This window comes from Enterobacter soli ATCC BAA-2102, from assembly GCF_001654845.1.
In the GTDB taxonomy this organism is placed as follows: domain Bacteria; phylum Pseudomonadota; class Gammaproteobacteria; order Enterobacterales; family Enterobacteriaceae; genus Enterobacter; species Enterobacter soli.
This window is the reverse complement of sequence record NZ_LXES01000011.1, coordinates 86,333-103,194: the sequence shown is the minus strand read 5'-3', so window position 1 is coordinate 103,194 and position 16,862 is coordinate 86,333. Positions and strand designations below refer to the sequence as shown.

Below are 16,862 nucleotides of genomic sequence, written 5' to 3'. Positions count from 1 at the left end.
AAACGCTTCGGCGATTTTCAGCCGGACCATGGAGCCGCTAGTAGTCTTTTATTTCAATGGCGTAATGTCATCGCTGAATAAAGACAAAAATTACTGGGGAACCCTCAGCCCACAGGGAGGGGGAGCAAACACTAAAAACGGCAACGTGGTTGCCGTTTTGCTTTTACCTTGCTACCCCTTCATCCACGCCCGGATCCCGTCCAGGAACATCTGGGTCGCCATCATCACCAGAATCAGCCCCATCAAGCGCTCCAGCGCATTCACCCCTTTCTCGCCCAGCAGACGTAAAAACAGCGACGATTGCAGCAAAATAATAAACGTCCCGCCCCAGGCAATCAGCAGGGCAATCACCAGGTGGCTCATCTGGTTCGGATACTGATGCGACAGCAGCATCAGCGTCGCCAGAATCGTCGGCCCGGCGACCAGAGGGATCGCCAGCGGCACGATAAACGGCTCTTCACCCGCAGGCAGCCCGCTGCTGCTCCCTTCCGCGCTCGGGAAAATCATTTTGATGGCGATCAGGAACAGGATAATCCCGCCGGAAATAGAGACCGTTTCTGCGCGTAAATTCAGGAACGCGAGGATTTTTTCGCCCGCGAAAAGGAAGATAAACATCACCAGCAACGCAATCAGAAGCTCGCGGATCATAATTGCCCGGCGGCGCTTCGGCTCGGTGTGTTTAAGCACCGACATGAAGATAGGTAAGTTTCCGAGTGGATCCATAATCAGGATCAATAAAACCGCTGCGGAAATGATTTCACTCATCGTAAGTTATCCCTGATACTTTTTATGGTCATTCTGATAATTAGCTGCTTTTCTGATTGCCGGGCAATCATCGATTAATTTCGCTTGCGACTTTGGCAGCATTTTGTAATGTGAAGCATATCCCAGTTGAATACTGGTTTGCACAAACAGCACACACCTCTCCAGGAAAAAAATGCTATGAAAAACGTTGGTTTTATCGGTTGGCGCGGTATGGTCGGCTCTGTACTCATGCAACGCATGGTTGAAGAGCGCGATTTCGACGCTATCCGCCCGGTCTTCTTCTCCACTTCCCAGCTCGGCCAGGCTGCACCGTCCTTTGGTGGTACCACAGGCACGTTGCAGGATGCTTACGATCTGGAAGCGCTGAAGGCACTCGACATTATTGTCACGTGCCAGGGCGGCGATTATACCAACGAAATCTATCCAAAGCTGCGTGAAAGCGGCTGGCAGGGCTACTGGATTGACGCGGCCTCTTCGCTGCGTATGAAAGACGATGCCATCATCATTCTTGACCCGGTTAACCAGGACGTGATCACCGATGGCCTGAACAACGGCGTGAAAACCTTTGTCGGCGGTAACTGCACCGTCAGCCTGATGCTGATGTCTCTGGGCGGCCTGTTCGCTCAGGATCTGGTTGAGTGGGTATCTGTTGCAACCTATCAGGCGGCTTCCGGTGGCGGCGCGCGCCATATGCGCGAACTGCTGACCCAGATGGGCCAACTGCACCAGAGCGTTGCCAGTGAACTGGCAAACCCGGCGTCTGCGATTCTCGATATCGAGCGTAAAGTGACTCAGCTGACCCGCAGCGGCGAGCTGCCGGTGGATAACTTCGGCGTACCGCTGGCCGGTGGTCTGATCCCATGGATCGACAAACAGCTGGATAACGGCCAGACCCGCGAAGAGTGGAAAGGCCAGGCCGAGACCAACAAAATCCTCGCGACCGCGAACACTATTCCGGTTGACGGTCTGTGCGTGCGTATCGGCGCGCTGCGCTGCCACAGCCAGGCCTTCACCATTAAACTGAAAAAAGATGTGTCTATTCCGACTGTGGAAGAACTGCTGGCTGCGCACAACCCGTGGGCGAAAGTGGTGCCGAACGATCGTGACATCACCATGCGTGAACTGACCCCGGCGGCAGTCACCGGTACGCTGACCACCCCGGTTGGTCGTCTGCGTAAACTGAACATGGGGCCGGAATTCTTGTCCGCGTTCACCGTGGGTGACCAGCTGCTGTGGGGCGCCGCCGAGCCGCTGCGCAGAATGCTTCGCCAGCTGGCGTAATAATTTGTTAAATCTCAGGGGTGCATTGTCACCCCTTTTTTTGCGTACTACATGGAGTAAACGCGTATGTCTTATTTTTTATCAGGAGTCATTTAGAGCGTTGGCTATGCTTTAAGGGAGAGTCTTTCTTACCTGAGGGTAGGACGAAGCAGAGAGGAGCTTCGTTCAGGTCACATTAAAAATCGCACCCGGGCGCTTAAAAAGGGGCGATTACTAAAAAACAGGATGAATACCATGTCTGATCGTGTGGATAGAGACGTGATTAATGCGCTTATTGCGGGTCATTTTGCCGACCCTTTTTCCATTCTGGGAATGCACCGCACAGACGCCGGGCTGGAAGTCCGCGCACTGTTACCGGACGCCACAGAAGTGTGGGTCATTGAACCTAAAACCGGGCGTAAAGTGGGCAATCTGGAATGCCTTGATTCACGCGGCTTTTTTTCGGGCGTAATGCCTCGTCGTAAAAACCCTTTCCGTTATCAACTCGCCGTTATCTGGCACGGCCAGCAAAATCTCATTGATGATCCTTACAGCTTTGGTCCTCTTTTACAGGAGATGGACGCATGGCTGCTGTCTGAAGGGACCCATTTGCGCCCTTACGAAACGCTGGGGGCACATGCAGACACGATGGATGGCATCACGGGAACCCGTTTTTCCGTGTGGGCGCCGAACGCCCGGCGCGTGTCTGTCGTCGGCCAGTTCAACTACTGGGACGGCCGCCGTCATCCGATGCGTCTGCGCCGTGAAACCGGCATCTGGGAGCTGTTTATCCCCGGCGCACACAACGGCCAGCTCTACAAATTCGAGATGATTGACGCGCACGGAAAGCTGCGCATTAAAGCCGACCCGTACGCCTTCGAAGCGCAAATGCGCCCGGACACGGCATCGCTGATTTGCGGCCTGCCGGAAAAAGTTACCCAGAGCGAGGAGCGCAAGCGAGCGAACCGCTTTGATGCGCCTATTTCCGTGTATGAAGTGCATCTTGGATCATGGCGTCGCCACACCGATAACAATTTCTGGCTTAGCTACCGCGAACTGGCCGATCAGCTGGTGCCGTACGCCAAATGGATGGGCTTTACCCATCTGGAGCTTTTGCCGGTTAACGAACATCCTTTCGACGGTAGTTGGGGTTATCAACCCACCGGGCTGTATGCGCCAACACGCCGCTTTGGCACACGCGATGACTTCCGCTATTTCATCAGTGCCGCACACGCGGCCGGGCTGAACGTCATTCTCGACTGGGTGCCTGGCCATTTCCCGTCGGATGATTTTGGTCTGGCTGAATTTGATGGCACCCCTCTGTATGAGCACAGCGACCCGCGTGAAGGGTATCACCAGGACTGGAACACGCTGATCTACAACTACGGTCGCCGTGAAGTCACGAACTATCTGGTGGGTAATGCCCTGTACTGGATCGAACGTTTTGGTATTGATGCCCTGCGTGTCGATGCGGTGGCGTCGATGATCTATCGCGACTACAGCCGTAAAGAAGGGGAGTGGATCCCTAACGAATTTGGCGGACGCGAAAATCTGGAAGCCATTGAGTTCCTGCGCAGCACCAACCGCATTATTGGTGAGCAGGTTGAGGGCGCCGTCACGATGGCGGAAGAGTCGACCGACTTCGCGGGCGTATCTCGCCCTGCGTCAATGGGCGGCCTGGGCTTCTGGTACAAGTGGAACCTGGGCTGGATGCACGACACGCTCGACTACATGAAGCTCGATCCGGTTCATCGCCAGTATCACCACGATAAACTCACCTTCGGGATGCTCTACAACTACACCGAAAACTTCATGCTGCCGCTGTCGCACGACGAAGTGGTGCATGGTAAAAAATCCATTCTCGACCGGATGCCTGGCGACGCATGGCAGAAGTTTGCCAACCTGCGCGCCTACTACGGCTGGCTGTTTGCCTTCCCGGGCAAAAAACTGCTGTTTATGGGCAACGAGTTTGCTCAGGGGCGCGAGTGGAACCACGACGGGAGCCTTGACTGGCATCTGCTCGAAGGCGGAGATAACTGGCACCACGGCGTTCAGCGCCTGGTCCGTGACCTGAACCTGACCTATCGCCATCATAAAGCCCTGCACGAACTCGACTTCGAAGCATACGGTTTTGAGTGGCTGGTGGTGGACGATAACGAACGTTCGGTGCTGGCCTTTGTCCGTCGCGATAAAGCAGGTAATGAAATCATCGTCGTCAGCAACTTTACCCCTGTTCCTCGCCAGCATTACCGCTTCGGCATTAATCAGGCCGGCAAATGGCGCGAAATACTGAACACCGATTCCATGCACTACCACGGCAGTAACGTGGGTAACGGCGGGCTGGTGCAAAGTGATGAGATGGAAAGCCACGGACGCCCGAATTCACTGAGCCTGACGTTGCCGCCGCTGAGCACAATCTGGCTGGTTCGGGAGGGTGAATGACGCAACTCACGGCAGGTAGACCCGAGCCGCTCGGGGCGAGTTTTGACGGAAAGGGCGTGAACTTCACCCTCTTTTCCGCTCATGCGGAGCGGGTGGAACTGTGTGTGTTTGACGGGGAAGGTAACGAGCATCGCTACGACCTGCCCGCACGCACAGGAGATACCTGGCATGGCTACCTGGCCGGAGGGCGGCCAGGAATGCACTACGGTTTTCGCGTTCATGGCCCGTGGGAGCCGGGGCAAGGCCACTGGTTTAACCCGGCGAAGCTGTTGCTCGACCCTTGCGCACACCGCGTAGAAGGCGATCTGATTGACGACCCGGTTTTACACGTTGGCTACGGCGAACCCGACCACCGTGACAGCGCGCCCGTTGCGCCAAAAAGCGTGGTAGTCAACGAGCTCTACGACTGGGAAGGTGACGAACCGCCGCGCACCCCGTGGGGCAAAACCGTGATTTACGAGGCGCACGTCAAGGGGCTGACGTATCTGCACCCGTCGATCCCCAAAGAGATACGCGGTACCTATAAGGCGCTCGCGCATCCGGTGATGATTGCTTACCTGAAGCATCTGGGGATCACCGCGCTGGAGCTGCTGCCTGTAGCGCATTTCGCCAGCGAACCGCGCCTGCAACGGCTGGGGCTGAGCAACTACTGGGGTTACAACCCGCTGGCGATGTTTGCGCTTGAGCCGCGCTATGCGGTGCATCCTGATAAGGCGCGGGATGAATTCCGCGATGCGGTAAAGGCGCTGCATGAGGCGGGCATTGAGGTCATTCTGGATGTGGTGCTGAACCACACTGCTGAAAGCGATCTTGATGGCCCCACGCTCTCCCTGCGCGGAATTGATAACCGTAGCTATTATTGGATAAGGGAAGATGGCGATTACCACAACTGGACCGGTTGCGGTAACACGCTCAATCTCAGCCATCCGGCTGTGACCCACTATGCGTATGAATGCCTGAGGTATTGGGTTGAAACGTTCCATGTTGACGGCTTCCGTTTCGATTTAGCCTCGGTAATGGGGCGGACTCCAGCATTCAGCCAACAGGCGCCGCTGTTTGAGGCGATAAAAAACTGCCCGGTGCTCTCGCAGGTCAAACTGATTGCGGAGCCCTGGGACATTGGCGAAGGCGGTTATCAGGTGGGGAATTTCCCGCCGTTATTTGCCGAGTGGAACGATCATTACCGTGATGCCACGCGCCGCTTCTGGCTGGAACGAAGCGTGTCGCTGGGCGAATTTGCCGGACGCTTTGCGGCGTCCAGCGATCTGTTTAAACGCGATGGAAAAAAACCTTCTGCCACCGTCAACCTGGTGACGGCGCATGACGGTTTCACTCTGCGCGACTGCGTTTGTTTCAATCAGAAACACAATGAGGCAAACGGCGAAGAGAATCGCGATGGCACTAACAATAACCATAGCTTCAATCATGGTATAGAAGGGTTAGGCGGCAGTCAGGACATCATCGAGCGACGCCGCGCCAGCATCCATGCGCTGCTGACAACGCTGTTGCTGTCGCAAGGCACGCCGATGCTGTTGGCCGGTGATGAACATGGTCACAGCCAGCATGGCAACAACAATGCCTATTGCCAGGATAACACTCTCACCTGGCTGGAATGGGAACAGGCGAACAGCGGGCTGGTGCACTTTACGGCGGCACTGATCCATCTTCGCCAGACCATCCCCGCGCTGACGGCAAATCAGTGGTGGGAAGAGGGCGATGGCAATGTTGTCTGGTTAAACAAAGAGGCACAACCGCTGAGCGCACAAGAGTGGCAAAGCGGTGCGCCATGCCTGCAAATCCTGCTTTCGGAGCGCTGGCTTATCACGTTAAACGCCACGCAAGACGTGGTTAATTTTGTATTACCTGATGGGGCGTGGCACGCCATTCCCCCTTTTGCCGGAGAGGATAATCCGGTCGTAATGGCAGTCTGGCATGGGCCTGCGCACGGAGTGTGCGTGTTCCAGAGATGATAAAAAAGGAGTTAGTCATGGTTAGATTAGAGAAGAACGATCCCTTAATGTTGGCACGCCAGCTACCATTAAAAACAGTTGCCCTGATACTGGCTGGTGGCCGCGGTACCCGTCTTAAAGATTTGACCATCAAACGCGCCAAACCGGCCGTTCACTTTGGTGGTAAGTTCCGTATCATCGACTTCGCATTGTCCAACTGCCTTAACTCCGGCATTCGCCGAATTGGCGTCATTACTCAGTACCAGTCGCACACTCTGGTTCAGCATATTCAGCGTGGCTGGTCATTCTTCAGTGAAGAGATGAACGAGTTTGTCGATTTGCTTCCTGCTCAGCAGCGCGTTCACGGTGAAAACTGGTATCGCGGCACGGCGGATGCGGTAACGCAAAACCTCGACATTATTCGTCGCTACAGTGCGGAATACATCGTGATCCTCGCTGGAGACCATATCTACAAACAAGACTACTCCCACATGCTTATCGACCACGTCGAAAAAGGGGCACGTTGCACCGTGGCGTGTCTGCCTGTGCCCGTTGCTGAGGCGACGGCGTTTGGCGTCATGGATGTGGATGAAGATGACAAGATTATCGACTTTGTCGAAAAACCGGCGAATCCGCCGACCATGCCGAACGACCCAACCAAATCGCTCGCCAGTATGGGGATCTATGTCTTTGATGCAGATTATCTTTATGAGTTGCTCGAAGAGGACGATAAAGACGAAAACTCAAGCCATGACTTTGGTAAAGACATCATCCCGAAAATCACCAAAGCTGGCATGGCTTATGCACATCCATTCCCACTGTCCTGCGTCCAGTCTGACCCGAATTCGGAGCCGTACTGGCGCGATGTAGGAACGCTGGAAGCATACTGGAAAGCGAACCTGGATCTGGCATCGGTGACACCTGAGCTGGATATGTACGACCAGAACTGGCCAATTCGTACCCATATGGAATCCCTGCCGCCGGCGAAATTCGTTCAGGATCGCTCCGGCAGCCACGGCATGACGCTGAACTCGCTGGTTTCCGGCGGGTGCATTATCTCCGGCTCTGTGGTGGTGCAGTCCGTGTTGTTCCCGCGTGTGCGCGTGAACTCTTTCTGTAATATCGACTCGGCAGTATTACTGCCAGATGTCTGGGTAGGGCGCTCATGCCGTTTGCGCCGTTGCGTTATCGACCGCGCTTGCGTCATCCCTGAAGGCATGGTGATTGGCGAGAATGCGGAAGAAGATGCGCGTCGCTTCTACCGTTCAGAAGAAGGGATCGTGTTGGTAACACGGGAAATGCTGCGGAAATTGCACGTCAAACAGGAGCGCTAATGCAGGTCTTACATGTATGTTCAGAGATGTTCCCGTTATTAAAGACGGGCGGTCTGGCGGATGTTATTGGTGCATTACCTGCGGCGCAAATTGCCGGTGGTGTGGATGCCCGGGTCCTGTTACCCGCTTTTCCTGACATCCGGCGAGGTATTCCTGATGCTCAGGTCGTGACTCGCCGTGAAACCTTCGCCGGGCGCATCACGCTACTGTTTGGACATTACAATGGTGTGGGAATTTACCTGATTGACGCACCGCATTTATACGACAGACCAGGGAGTCCGTACCACGACACCAATCTGTTTGCTTACCCGGACAACGTGCAGCGCTTTGCGCTGCTCGGCTGGGTGGGGGCGGAGATGGCTATCGGGTTAGATCCTTTCTGGCGCCCGGATGTGGTTCACGCGCACGACTGGCACGCGGGGCTTGCTCCCGCGTACCTCGCCGCGATGGGCCACCCGGCCAAATCGGTCTTTACGGTGCACAACCTGGCGTATCAGGGCATGTATTACGCCCATCATATGAATGACATCGGGCTGCCATGGTCGTTCTATAACATGCACGGGCTGGAATTTGGCGGACAAATTTCCTTCCTGAAAGCGGGGCTGTACTACGCCGATCATATTACGGCGGTTAGCCCAACCTATGCCCGCGAAATCACCGAGGCAGAGTTTGGCTATGGTCTGGAAGGGCTGTTGCGCCAGCGTCATCGGGAAGGACGCTTGTCGGGGATTTTGAACGGCGTTGACGAGAAAATCTGGAGCCCGGAAACCGACCTCCTGCTGGCGTCTCGCTATGATCGTGATTCCGTAGAAGACAAAGCGGAAAACAAACGTCAGCTGCAAATCGCAATGGGGCTGAAGGTGAATGACAAAGTGCCGTTGTTCGCCGTGGTCAGCCGCCTGACCAGTCAGAAAGGGTTGGATCTGGTGCTGGAAGCGTTACCGGGATTACTGGAGCAAGGCGGGCAACTGGCGCTGCTGGGTGCAGGCGATCCGGTATTGCAGGAAGGTTTCCTCGCCGCGGCGGCGGAACACCCGGGCCAGGTAGGCGTGCAAATCGGTTATCACGAGGCGTTTTCGCACCGCATTATGGGCGGCGCGGACGTCATTCTGGTGCCGAGCCGTTTCGAACCTTGCGGCCTGACTCAGCTCTACGGCCTGAAGTATGGCACCTTACCGCTGGTGCGACGCACGGGCGGGCTGGCCGATACGGTGTCCGATAGTTCTCTGGAAAACCTGGCGGACGGAATTGCCAGCGGGTTTGTTTTTGAAGACAGTAATGCCTGGTCGCTTTTAAGGGCGATTCGGCGTGCTTTCGTTTTGTGGTCCCGTCCTTCTTTATGGCGTTACGTTCAACGCCAGGCGATGGCCATGGATTTTAGTTGGCACGTTGCGGCGCAGTCATACCGCGATCTCTATCAACGCTTGATGTAACGAGGCGGAGTCACAGATATGAATGCACCTTTTAGCTACTCTTCACCGACACTCAGCGTCGAGGCGTTAAAGCACTCCATCGCCTATAAGCTGATGTTCACCATTGGGAAAGATCCGGTCATTGCCAACAAGCACGAGTGGCTGAACGCCACGCTGTTTGCGGTGCGTGACCGTCTGGTAGAACGCTGGCTGCGCTCCAACCGCGCCCAGCTCTCACAAGAAACGCGTCAGGTTTACTACCTGTCGATGGAGTTTTTGATTGGCCGCACCCTTTCCAACGCACTGTTGTCGCTCGGTATTTATGACGACGTCAAAAATGCACTGGAAGAGATGGGGCTGGATTTAGAAGAGCTGATTGACGAAGAAAACGACCCAGGGCTTGGTAACGGTGGCCTGGGGCGCCTGGCGGCGTGCTTCCTGGACTCGCTGGCAACGCTGGCGCTGCCGGGGCGAGGCTACGGCATTCGCTATGACTACGGCATGTTCAAACAGAACATCGTTGACGGACGGCAGAAAGAATCCCCGGATTACTGGCTGGAATACGGCAACCCGTGGGAGTTCAAGCGTCACAACACCCGCTATAAAGTGCGCTTTGGCGGACGCATTCAGCAGGAAGGTAAAAAATCCCGCTGGGTTGAAACCGAAGAGATCCTGGCCGTGGCCTATGACCAGATTATCCCGGGCTACGACACCGACGCCACCAACACGCTGCGCCTGTGGAGCGCGCAGGCCAGTAGCGAAATCAACCTCGGTAAATTTAACCAGGGCGACTACTTTGCGGCGGTGGAGGATAAAAACCACTCCGAGAACGTGTCCCGTGTCCTTTACCCGGATGACTCAACCTACTCCGGGCGCGAGCTGCGTCTGCGTCAGGAGTATTTCCTGGTCTCCTCGACGGTTCAGGACATCCTGAGCCGTCACTATCAGCTGCACAAAACGTACAACAACCTGGCCGAAAAAACCGCCATCCACCTGAACGACACCCACCCGGTGTTGTCGATCCCTGAGCTGATGCGTCTGCTGATTGACGAACATAAGTTCAGCTGGGATGACGCGTTTGAAGTCACCTGTCAGGTGTTCTCTTATACCAACCACACGCTGATGAGCGAAGCGCTGGAAACCTGGCCGGTGGACATGCTGGGTAAGATCCTGCCGCGTCACTTGCAGATTATCTTTGAGATCAACGACTACTTCCTGAAAACTCTTCAGGAGCAGTACCCGAATGATACTGGCCTGCTGAGCCGCGCATCGATAATCGATGAGTCAAACGGTCGTCGCGTACGTATGGCCTGGCTGGCGGTGGTGATAAGCCATAAGGTGAACGGTGTGTCTGAGCTGCACTCGAACCTGATGGTGCAGTCGCTGTTTGCTGACTTTGCGAAAATCTTCCCGACACGTTTCTGCAACGTGACCAACGGCGTCACGCCGCGCCGCTGGCTGGCGCTGGCGAACCAGCCGTTGTCTGAGGTGCTGGACACGAACATCGGCCGCACATGGCGTACCGATCTGGGGCAGTTGAGCGAGCTTGAACAGCACATTGATTTCCCGACGGTGAACAAAGCCGTACGTGAAGCTAAGCTGTTGAATAAAAAACGCTTGTCGGTGTGGCTTGCGCTACACCTGAATGTGGTCGCCAACCCGAAAGCGCTGTTCGACGTGCAGATCAAACGTATCCACGAGTACAAGCGTCAGCTGATGAACGTGCTGCATGTGATTACGCACTACAACCGCATCAAGGCCGATCCGACAGCCGAGTGGGTTCCGCGCGTGAAGATCTTTGCCGGTAAGGCGGCTTCCGCTTACTACATGGCGAAACACATTATTCACCTCATCAACGATGTGGCGAAGGTGGTGAACCACGACCCGGATATTGGCGATAAGCTGAAGGTGGTGTTCATCCCGAACTACAGCGTGAGCCTGGCCCAGCTGATTATTCCGGCGGCGGATCTCTCCGAACAGATTTCCACGGCAGGGACGGAAGCCTCCGGGACCAGTAACATGAAGTTTGCCCTGAATGGCGCGTTGACCATCGGTACGCTGGACGGTGCAAACGTCGAAATGCTCGAACACGTGGGCGCGGGTAACATCTTCATCTTCGGTAATACGACGGAAGAGGTGGAGGAGCTGCGTAAGAAGGGTTACAAACCGCGTGAATATTACGAGCAGGACGAAGAGTTACGCCAGGTTCTGACGCAAATCGCGACCGGTTTGTTTAACCCGGAAGAGCCGAGCCGCTACCGTGACCTGGTGGATTCGCTGATTAACTTTGGCGATCACTATCAGGTGCTGGCGGATTACCGCAGCTATGTGGATTGCCAGGACAGGGTGGATGAGCTGTACCGTCAGCAAGAGAAGTGGACCAGTGCCGCGATGTATAACATCGCCAATATGGGATACTTCTCGTCAGACAGGACCATCAAAGAGTATGCCGATTCGATTTGGCATATTGATCCGGTGAGATTGTAAAAAGCAAAACGGCAACTTCGGTTGCCGTTTTTATTTTTTGCACCCTCTCCCTGTGGGAGAGGGCTGGGGTGAGGGCATCAGGCCACACCTGTTACGACGCTAACGACAGCTCACGCTTTCCCGCATGTTGCAGCAGCCACTGCGCCACGCGAGACTGCTGCTCTGCATTCAGCCACATCCCTTCTTTGGTGCGACGCCAGATTGCATCGTCCAGACGGCGAACCCATTCGTGCTCAACCAGATAGCGCAGCTCGGCTTCGTACAGCTCGTGCCCGAAATGTTCGCCCAGATCTGCAAGCTCTTTCGCCTCGCCCAGGATCCACTCGGTGTTGCTGCCGTAAGTACGGGCAAAGTGACGCGCCATCGATTCGGTGATGAACGGGTAACGACGACGCAGTTTCGCCGCAAAGTCATCGCGATTGCCGTCAATATCACCGCCAGGCAATACCGCGCCTTTCGTCCACGCCGGGCCAATGCCTTTGTAGTACGGCACCAGTTTTTCCAGCGCGTGCTCGGCCAGCTTGCGGTAGGTGGTGAGCTTGCCGCCGAACACCGACAGCAGCGGAGCCTGACCGTCTACATCATGGATATCGAGCGTATAGTCGCGGGTGATGGCCTGCGGAGAGTCTGACTCGTCATCGCACAGCGGACGCACGCCGGAGTATGTCCAGACGATATCGTTGCGTGCCAGCTGTTTCTTAAAGTGCGCGTTATAGACCTTCAGCAGGTAGTTGATCTCGCTTTCGTCGATTTCGACATTTTTCGGATCGCCTTTGTACTCTACGTCGGTGGTGCCGATGATGGAGAACTCGTCCATCCACGGGATCACAAACACAATGCGTTTATCTTCGTTTTGCAGGATGTAAGCCTGTTTCTGGGCATGAACGCGAGGCACGACGATATGGCTGCCTTTGATCAGGCGGATGCCGTACGGTGAACGTAAATGCATTCCTTCGTCGAAGAACTGTTTCACCCATGGGCCGGTAGCGTTGACCAGGCCGCGGGCTTTCCAGCTGAATTTCTCGCCGGTATCCACGTCTTCGGCTTCGACAATCCACAGGCCGTTTTCACGGCGGGCGGACGTGGCACGGGTGCGGGTTTTCACCTCACCACCTTTTTTCACCACCATCTGTGCGTTCGCCAGCACAAGACGCGCATCATCCACCCAACAGTCAGAATATTCGAATCCGCGCACGATTTCTGGCTTAAGGACCGATTCTGAGCCAAAACGCAAACCGCTCGAACCTGGCAGGCTGGTGCGTTTCCCCAGGTGATCATACATAAACAGACCAATTCGAATCATCCATGCCGGGCGAAGATGCGGACGATGAGGGAGACGGAAACGCATCGGGATGGCCAGGTGCGGAGCCATTTTCAGCAACACTTCGCGTTCGGCCAGCGCTTCACTGACCAGGCGGAATTCGTAGTGTTCCAGGTAGCGCAGGCCACCGTGGATCAGTTTGGAGCTGGCGGACGATGTTGCACACGCGAGATCGTTAGCTTCCAGCATCAGTACGGATAAACCGCGTCCTGCGGCATCGACCGCAATACCGGCACCGTTGATGCCACCGCCTATCACAATCAGATCTTTGGTTTCCATGTCACCCTCACACACTTTCGTTAAAGCTCAGAAATGTTCGATATCGCTCATAATAGCAAACGAACGCGCTTTTGGTAACATCAAAAAAACAATTTAGAGTGATATGGATAACATAATGGCGTTTACCCGCCGCCAGGACGTACACTACGGGGTAAAATCGCATTCTCCCTCTCCCGTGGGAGAGGGCCGAGGTGAGGGCAGCAGACCGCACCTAATCTGAACACTGTAAAGAGAACACCATGGATCACTTTGAATGTATTAACGTAGAAGAAGCCCATCAGAAGATGCACCAGGGAACGGCGGTGCTGGTGGATATCCGTGATCCACAGAGTTTTGCAATGGGCCACACGCCAGGCGCGTTCCATCTGACCAATGACACGCTGGGTGCGTTTATGCGCGATAACGACTTTGAAACGCCAGTGATGGTGATGTGCTACCACGGTAACAGCAGTAAAGGTGCCGCGCAGTATCTGCTCCAGCAGGGTTACGATGCGGTGTATAGCGTTGATGGTGGTTTCGATGCCTGGCATCGCCATTTCCCGGCAGAAGTTGAGCACGCGTTTGGCGGCTAAAACCATTCGCTCTATACTGTCCCCTTTTGTGTGGAAATAAGCGACTGTTGCAATGCTGATGATTACCTCTTTTACCAACCCGCGCGTTGCCCAGGCGTTTGTCGATTACATGGCGACGCAGGGCGTTATCCTGACCATTCAGCAACATACGCAAACGGATGTCTGGCTGGCAGACGAAAGCCAGGCTGAACGCGTAAATGCCGAACTGGTGCGCTTTCTTGAGAACCCTGGCGATCCGCGTTACCTGGCCGCCAGCTGGCAATCCGGCCAGACCGGCAGCGGGTTGCACTATCGTCGCTTTCCTTTTCTGGCTACCGTGCGCGAGCGCGCAGGGCCATTTACCCTGCTGCTGATGGCCGCCTGTATTCTGGTGTTCATCATCATGAATGTGGTGGGCGACCAGAGTGTGATGATAGCCCTCGCATGGCCGTACGATCCCTCTCTGGAGTTTGACGTCTGGCGCTACTTCACCCATGCGCTGATGCACTTCTCCGTGATGCATATCCTCTTTAACCTGCTGTGGTGGTGGTATCTCGGCGGCGCAGTGGAGAAGCGGCTTGGCAGCGGAAAACTGATTGTCATCACCCTGATTAGCGCCTTGTTAAGCGGGTATGTGCAGCACAAATTTAGCGGCCCGTGGTTTGGCGGTTTATCGGGCGTGGTTTATGCGCTGATGGGGTACGTCTGGCTCCGGGGTGAGCGTGACCCACAAAGCGGCATCTATCTGCAACGCGGTTTAATAACCTTTGCGTTAATATGGCTTATTGCCGGATGGTTTGATCTGTTTGGCATGTCTATCGCTAACGGCGCTCACGTTACCGGGCTGGCCGTTGGGCTGGCGATGGCTTTTGCCGACACGCTCCATGCGCGTAAACGAACATAATTTCCAGGGATATTTCATGAAACAAACACAACGTCATGACGCCATTATCGAACTGGTTAAAAAACAGGGATACGTTAGCACTGAGGAGCTGGTAGAGCAGTTTGCCGTCAGCCCCCAGACCATTCGCCGCGACCTGAACGACCTTGCCGATCAAAACCGTATTCTGCGCCACCACGGTGGGGCGGCGTTACCGTCCAGCTCGGTGAACACCTCGTGGCACGACCGTAAAGCGACGCAAACGGCAGAGAAAGAGCGAATTGCCCGTAAAGTCGCGAGCCAGATCCCGAATGGGGCTACGCTGTTTATTGATATTGGCACCACGCCTGAAGCGGTCGCGCACGCGCTGCTGGATCACGAAAACCTGCGCGTAGTGACCAACAACCTGAACGTGGCCAACACGCTGATGCAGAAAGACGATTTCCGCATCATCCTGGCAGGCGGTGAGCTGCGCAGCCGCGACGGTGGGATCATTGGTGAAGCGACGCTCGATTTTATCTCTCAGTTCCGTCTCGATTTCGGCATTCTTGGGATCAGCGGTATCGACAGCGACGGCTCGCTGCTGGAATTTGATTACCACGAAGTGCGCACCAAGCGCGCGATCATTGAAAACTCCCGCCATGTGATGCTGGTGGTGGACCATTCTAAATTTGGCCGTAACGCGATGGTGAACATGGGCAGCATCAGCATGGTGGATGCGGTGTACACCGACGTTATGCCGCCGGCGGGTGTGATGCAGGTGATTAAGGATAATAATTTGCAGCTGGAATTGTGCTGATTGTTTGCACTTATTTCTGAAAAACGTGTGCTTTTCCAGAATGAGTATGTGTTTTCGTCAAAATGGACTGATTGTTTCTGGCTTTAGGAGGCTTGCTGCGCCTGGTGGGGATGCCAGACGCGGTTACCCGTGGTGTCCCAGGTAAAACCGTCTTCCGGCTGGTCCTCCGGACGCTGGTGCGGCAGCTCAGCCTGTAGCAGATGACCAGTGTCATCATAACAGTAGCGGGCAGCGATCTGCTTCTGGTACTCGGTTATCAGCCGGTCAATGCGGTCGTACTGCCAGGCCCGACAGGTATTAATGGTTCAGGAGATGAAATGGACACTTGAGATAGCATCATCCTAATCTTATATTTAAAAATTGCGCATGTTATAAGATAGTTTCTTTATATGCTTCAGGTGCGATACGCCATACAGTACCATTGGGAAGTTGAGGCAAAAATAAAAAGCCTCCTAAATATTTGTTTTCAAATAGTGATGACTGCTTACCATCTTTGTCATCGAATTCATCATAGGCATAATAATATTTTTCATAATCAGGAATACACTGTATTTCATCCAGACTACATCCAATAAAATTTTTTATGAAAACTAATAAATCGATCTCATGAATGTCTGTTGACCACCAAATCCATCCTTCACCTTGTCCAACCATTCCTAACGGCTCAAATTCAATGTTAATAAAATAAGCCTCTAAATTTTGCTGTGAATTATGAAAGCTAAATGAAACAACTATTTGATTAAATTCCTCATTCAATATCTCACGATAGATACATTTCCCTGCATATTTTTCAATAGCTTTTGACATAATTATTTACCTGTTATAAGAATGACAGGTTTCAATCTTATACTAATGCTATCACGCAATGTTAAATTATAGTGTGCATTGTATCTATGTTTAGTTGGGCCACTAGAATGGATTTCAATTGTATCGTAGCGGTACTATAGGATGCTCTAGTAATTATATTGTATAATCTGTATATTTACCTGGCCAGGTTTTCCATTTGATATTTTTCGGCAAAGGAGGGAATAATATCTCGCCTCCTTTTAATTTGCTGTCAAATAAAATGGATTGTTGAGTTGCTTTCTCACTGGGGGTTATATCACACCAATATTTTTCATAACTAGGGAAAACTGTGATCTCTAAAATATCAACGCCAACAAAATCAATAATGAATTTGCGGATTTGATCGCCTGACATTTTTTCGGATACCCAACGCCAACCTTCTCCCTGATTAACCATTCCTAATGGGTCGAATTCAAGTTCTACTGCCCCCCCATCAAATGATACATGTATAATAATAGATAAAATTATTTCGTCAAATTCAATGGATACAGGTTCCTTATATATGTATTTCCCATTTATTTTTTGTATGTCATTCAT

Annotated in this window: 14 protein-coding genes; 10 read left to right on the top strand and 4 right to left on the bottom strand. The window is 53.8% G+C overall.

Annotation, left to right across the window (positions count from 1 at the left end):
• Positions 1-171: 171 nt before the first annotated feature.
• A complete protein-coding gene (yhgN, locus tag M987_RS04190; RefSeq protein ID WP_003861574.1) occupies positions 172-765 on the bottom strand; it encodes an NAAT family transporter YhgN in 594 nt (197 codons plus the stop codon).
• Between the two features lie 177 nt (positions 766-942).
• On the opposite strand from yhgN, the gene asd reads away from it, so the two are divergent.
• The 6 genes from asd to glgP all read left to right on the top strand — a co-directional run bounded on the left by asd (position 943) and on the right by glgP (position 11,649).
• Positions 943-2,046 (top strand): aspartate-semialdehyde dehydrogenase, encoded by a 1,104-nt coding sequence (gene asd, locus M987_RS04180; protein WP_014072142.1) that lies wholly within the window; start codon positions 943-945, stop codon positions 2,044-2,046.
• Positions 2,047-2,280: 234 nt separating this feature from the next.
• The gene (gene glgB / locus M987_RS04175) at positions 2,281-4,467 is read left to right on the top strand and encodes a 1,4-alpha-glucan branching enzyme (protein WP_014072141.1); all 2,187 of its coding nucleotides are present in this window, start codon (positions 2,281-2,283) and stop codon (positions 4,465-4,467) included.
• Positions 4,464-6,437, top strand: a complete 1,974-nt coding sequence (gene glgX, locus M987_RS04170) for a glycogen debranching protein GlgX (RefSeq protein WP_014072140.1) — start codon at positions 4,464-4,466, stop codon at positions 6,435-6,437. The genes glgB and glgX overlap by 4 nt, the downstream gene beginning before the upstream one ends.
• A gap of 17 nt (positions 6,438-6,454) precedes the next feature.
• The gene (gene glgC / locus M987_RS04165; protein WP_014072139.1) at positions 6,455-7,750 is read left to right on the top strand and encodes a glucose-1-phosphate adenylyltransferase; all 1,296 of its coding nucleotides are present in this window, start codon (positions 6,455-6,457) and stop codon (positions 7,748-7,750) included.
• Complete coding sequence (gene glgA / locus M987_RS04160) at positions 7,750-9,183, top strand: glycogen synthase GlgA (RefSeq protein ID WP_014072138.1); 1,434 nt, start codon at positions 7,750-7,752, stop codon at positions 9,181-9,183. The genes glgC and glgA overlap by 1 nt, the downstream gene beginning before the upstream one ends.
• A gap of 18 nt (positions 9,184-9,201) precedes the next feature.
• Positions 9,202-11,649 carry a glycogen phosphorylase gene (glgP, locus tag M987_RS04155; protein ID WP_014072137.1) on the top strand — a complete coding sequence of 816 codons (2,448 nt, stop codon included), beginning with the start codon at positions 9,202-9,204 and terminating at the stop codon, positions 11,647-11,649.
• Between the two features lie 91 nt (positions 11,650-11,740).
• Here the strand turns inward: glgP and glpD are convergent, their stop codons facing one another.
• A complete protein-coding gene (glpD, locus tag M987_RS04150; protein ID WP_014072136.1) occupies positions 11,741-13,249 on the bottom strand; it encodes a glycerol-3-phosphate dehydrogenase in 1,509 nt (502 codons plus the stop codon).
• A gap of 239 nt (positions 13,250-13,488) precedes the next feature.
• On the opposite strand from glpD, the gene glpE reads away from it, so the two are divergent.
• The 4 genes from glpE to M987_RS25165 all read left to right on the top strand — a co-directional run bounded on the left by glpE (position 13,489) and on the right by M987_RS25165 (position 15,808).
• On the top strand, positions 13,489-13,821 hold the full coding sequence (gene glpE / locus M987_RS04140; protein ID WP_014072135.1) for a thiosulfate sulfurtransferase GlpE: 333 nt from the start codon (positions 13,489-13,491) through the stop codon (positions 13,819-13,821).
• A 52-nt stretch (positions 13,822-13,873) separates the two neighbouring features.
• Positions 13,874-14,704 carry a rhomboid family intramembrane serine protease GlpG gene (glpG, locus tag M987_RS04135; protein ID WP_014072134.1) on the top strand — a complete coding sequence of 277 codons (831 nt, stop codon included), beginning with the start codon at positions 13,874-13,876 and terminating at the stop codon, positions 14,702-14,704.
• 16 nt (positions 14,705-14,720) lie between these two features.
• The gene (locus M987_RS04130) at positions 14,721-15,479 is read left to right on the top strand and encodes a DeoR/GlpR family transcriptional regulator (RefSeq protein WP_008503060.1); all 759 of its coding nucleotides are present in this window, start codon (positions 14,721-14,723) and stop codon (positions 15,477-15,479) included.
• Positions 15,480-15,679: 200 nt separating this feature from the next.
• Positions 15,680-15,808 (top strand): hypothetical protein, encoded by a 129-nt coding sequence (locus tag M987_RS25165; RefSeq protein ID WP_254916144.1) that lies wholly within the window; start codon positions 15,680-15,682, stop codon positions 15,806-15,808.
• A 40-nt stretch (positions 15,809-15,848) separates the two neighbouring features.
• On the opposite strand, the gene M987_RS04125 is transcribed toward M987_RS25165, so the two are convergent.
• Entirely contained in the window at positions 15,849-16,286 is a 438-nt protein-coding gene (locus M987_RS04125; RefSeq protein WP_014072133.1) for a hypothetical protein, read from the bottom strand.
• Positions 16,287-16,439: 153 nt separating this feature from the next.
• Positions 16,440-16,862 (bottom strand): hypothetical protein, encoded by a 423-nt coding sequence (locus M987_RS04120; RefSeq protein WP_014072132.1) that lies wholly within the window; start codon positions 16,860-16,862, stop codon positions 16,440-16,442.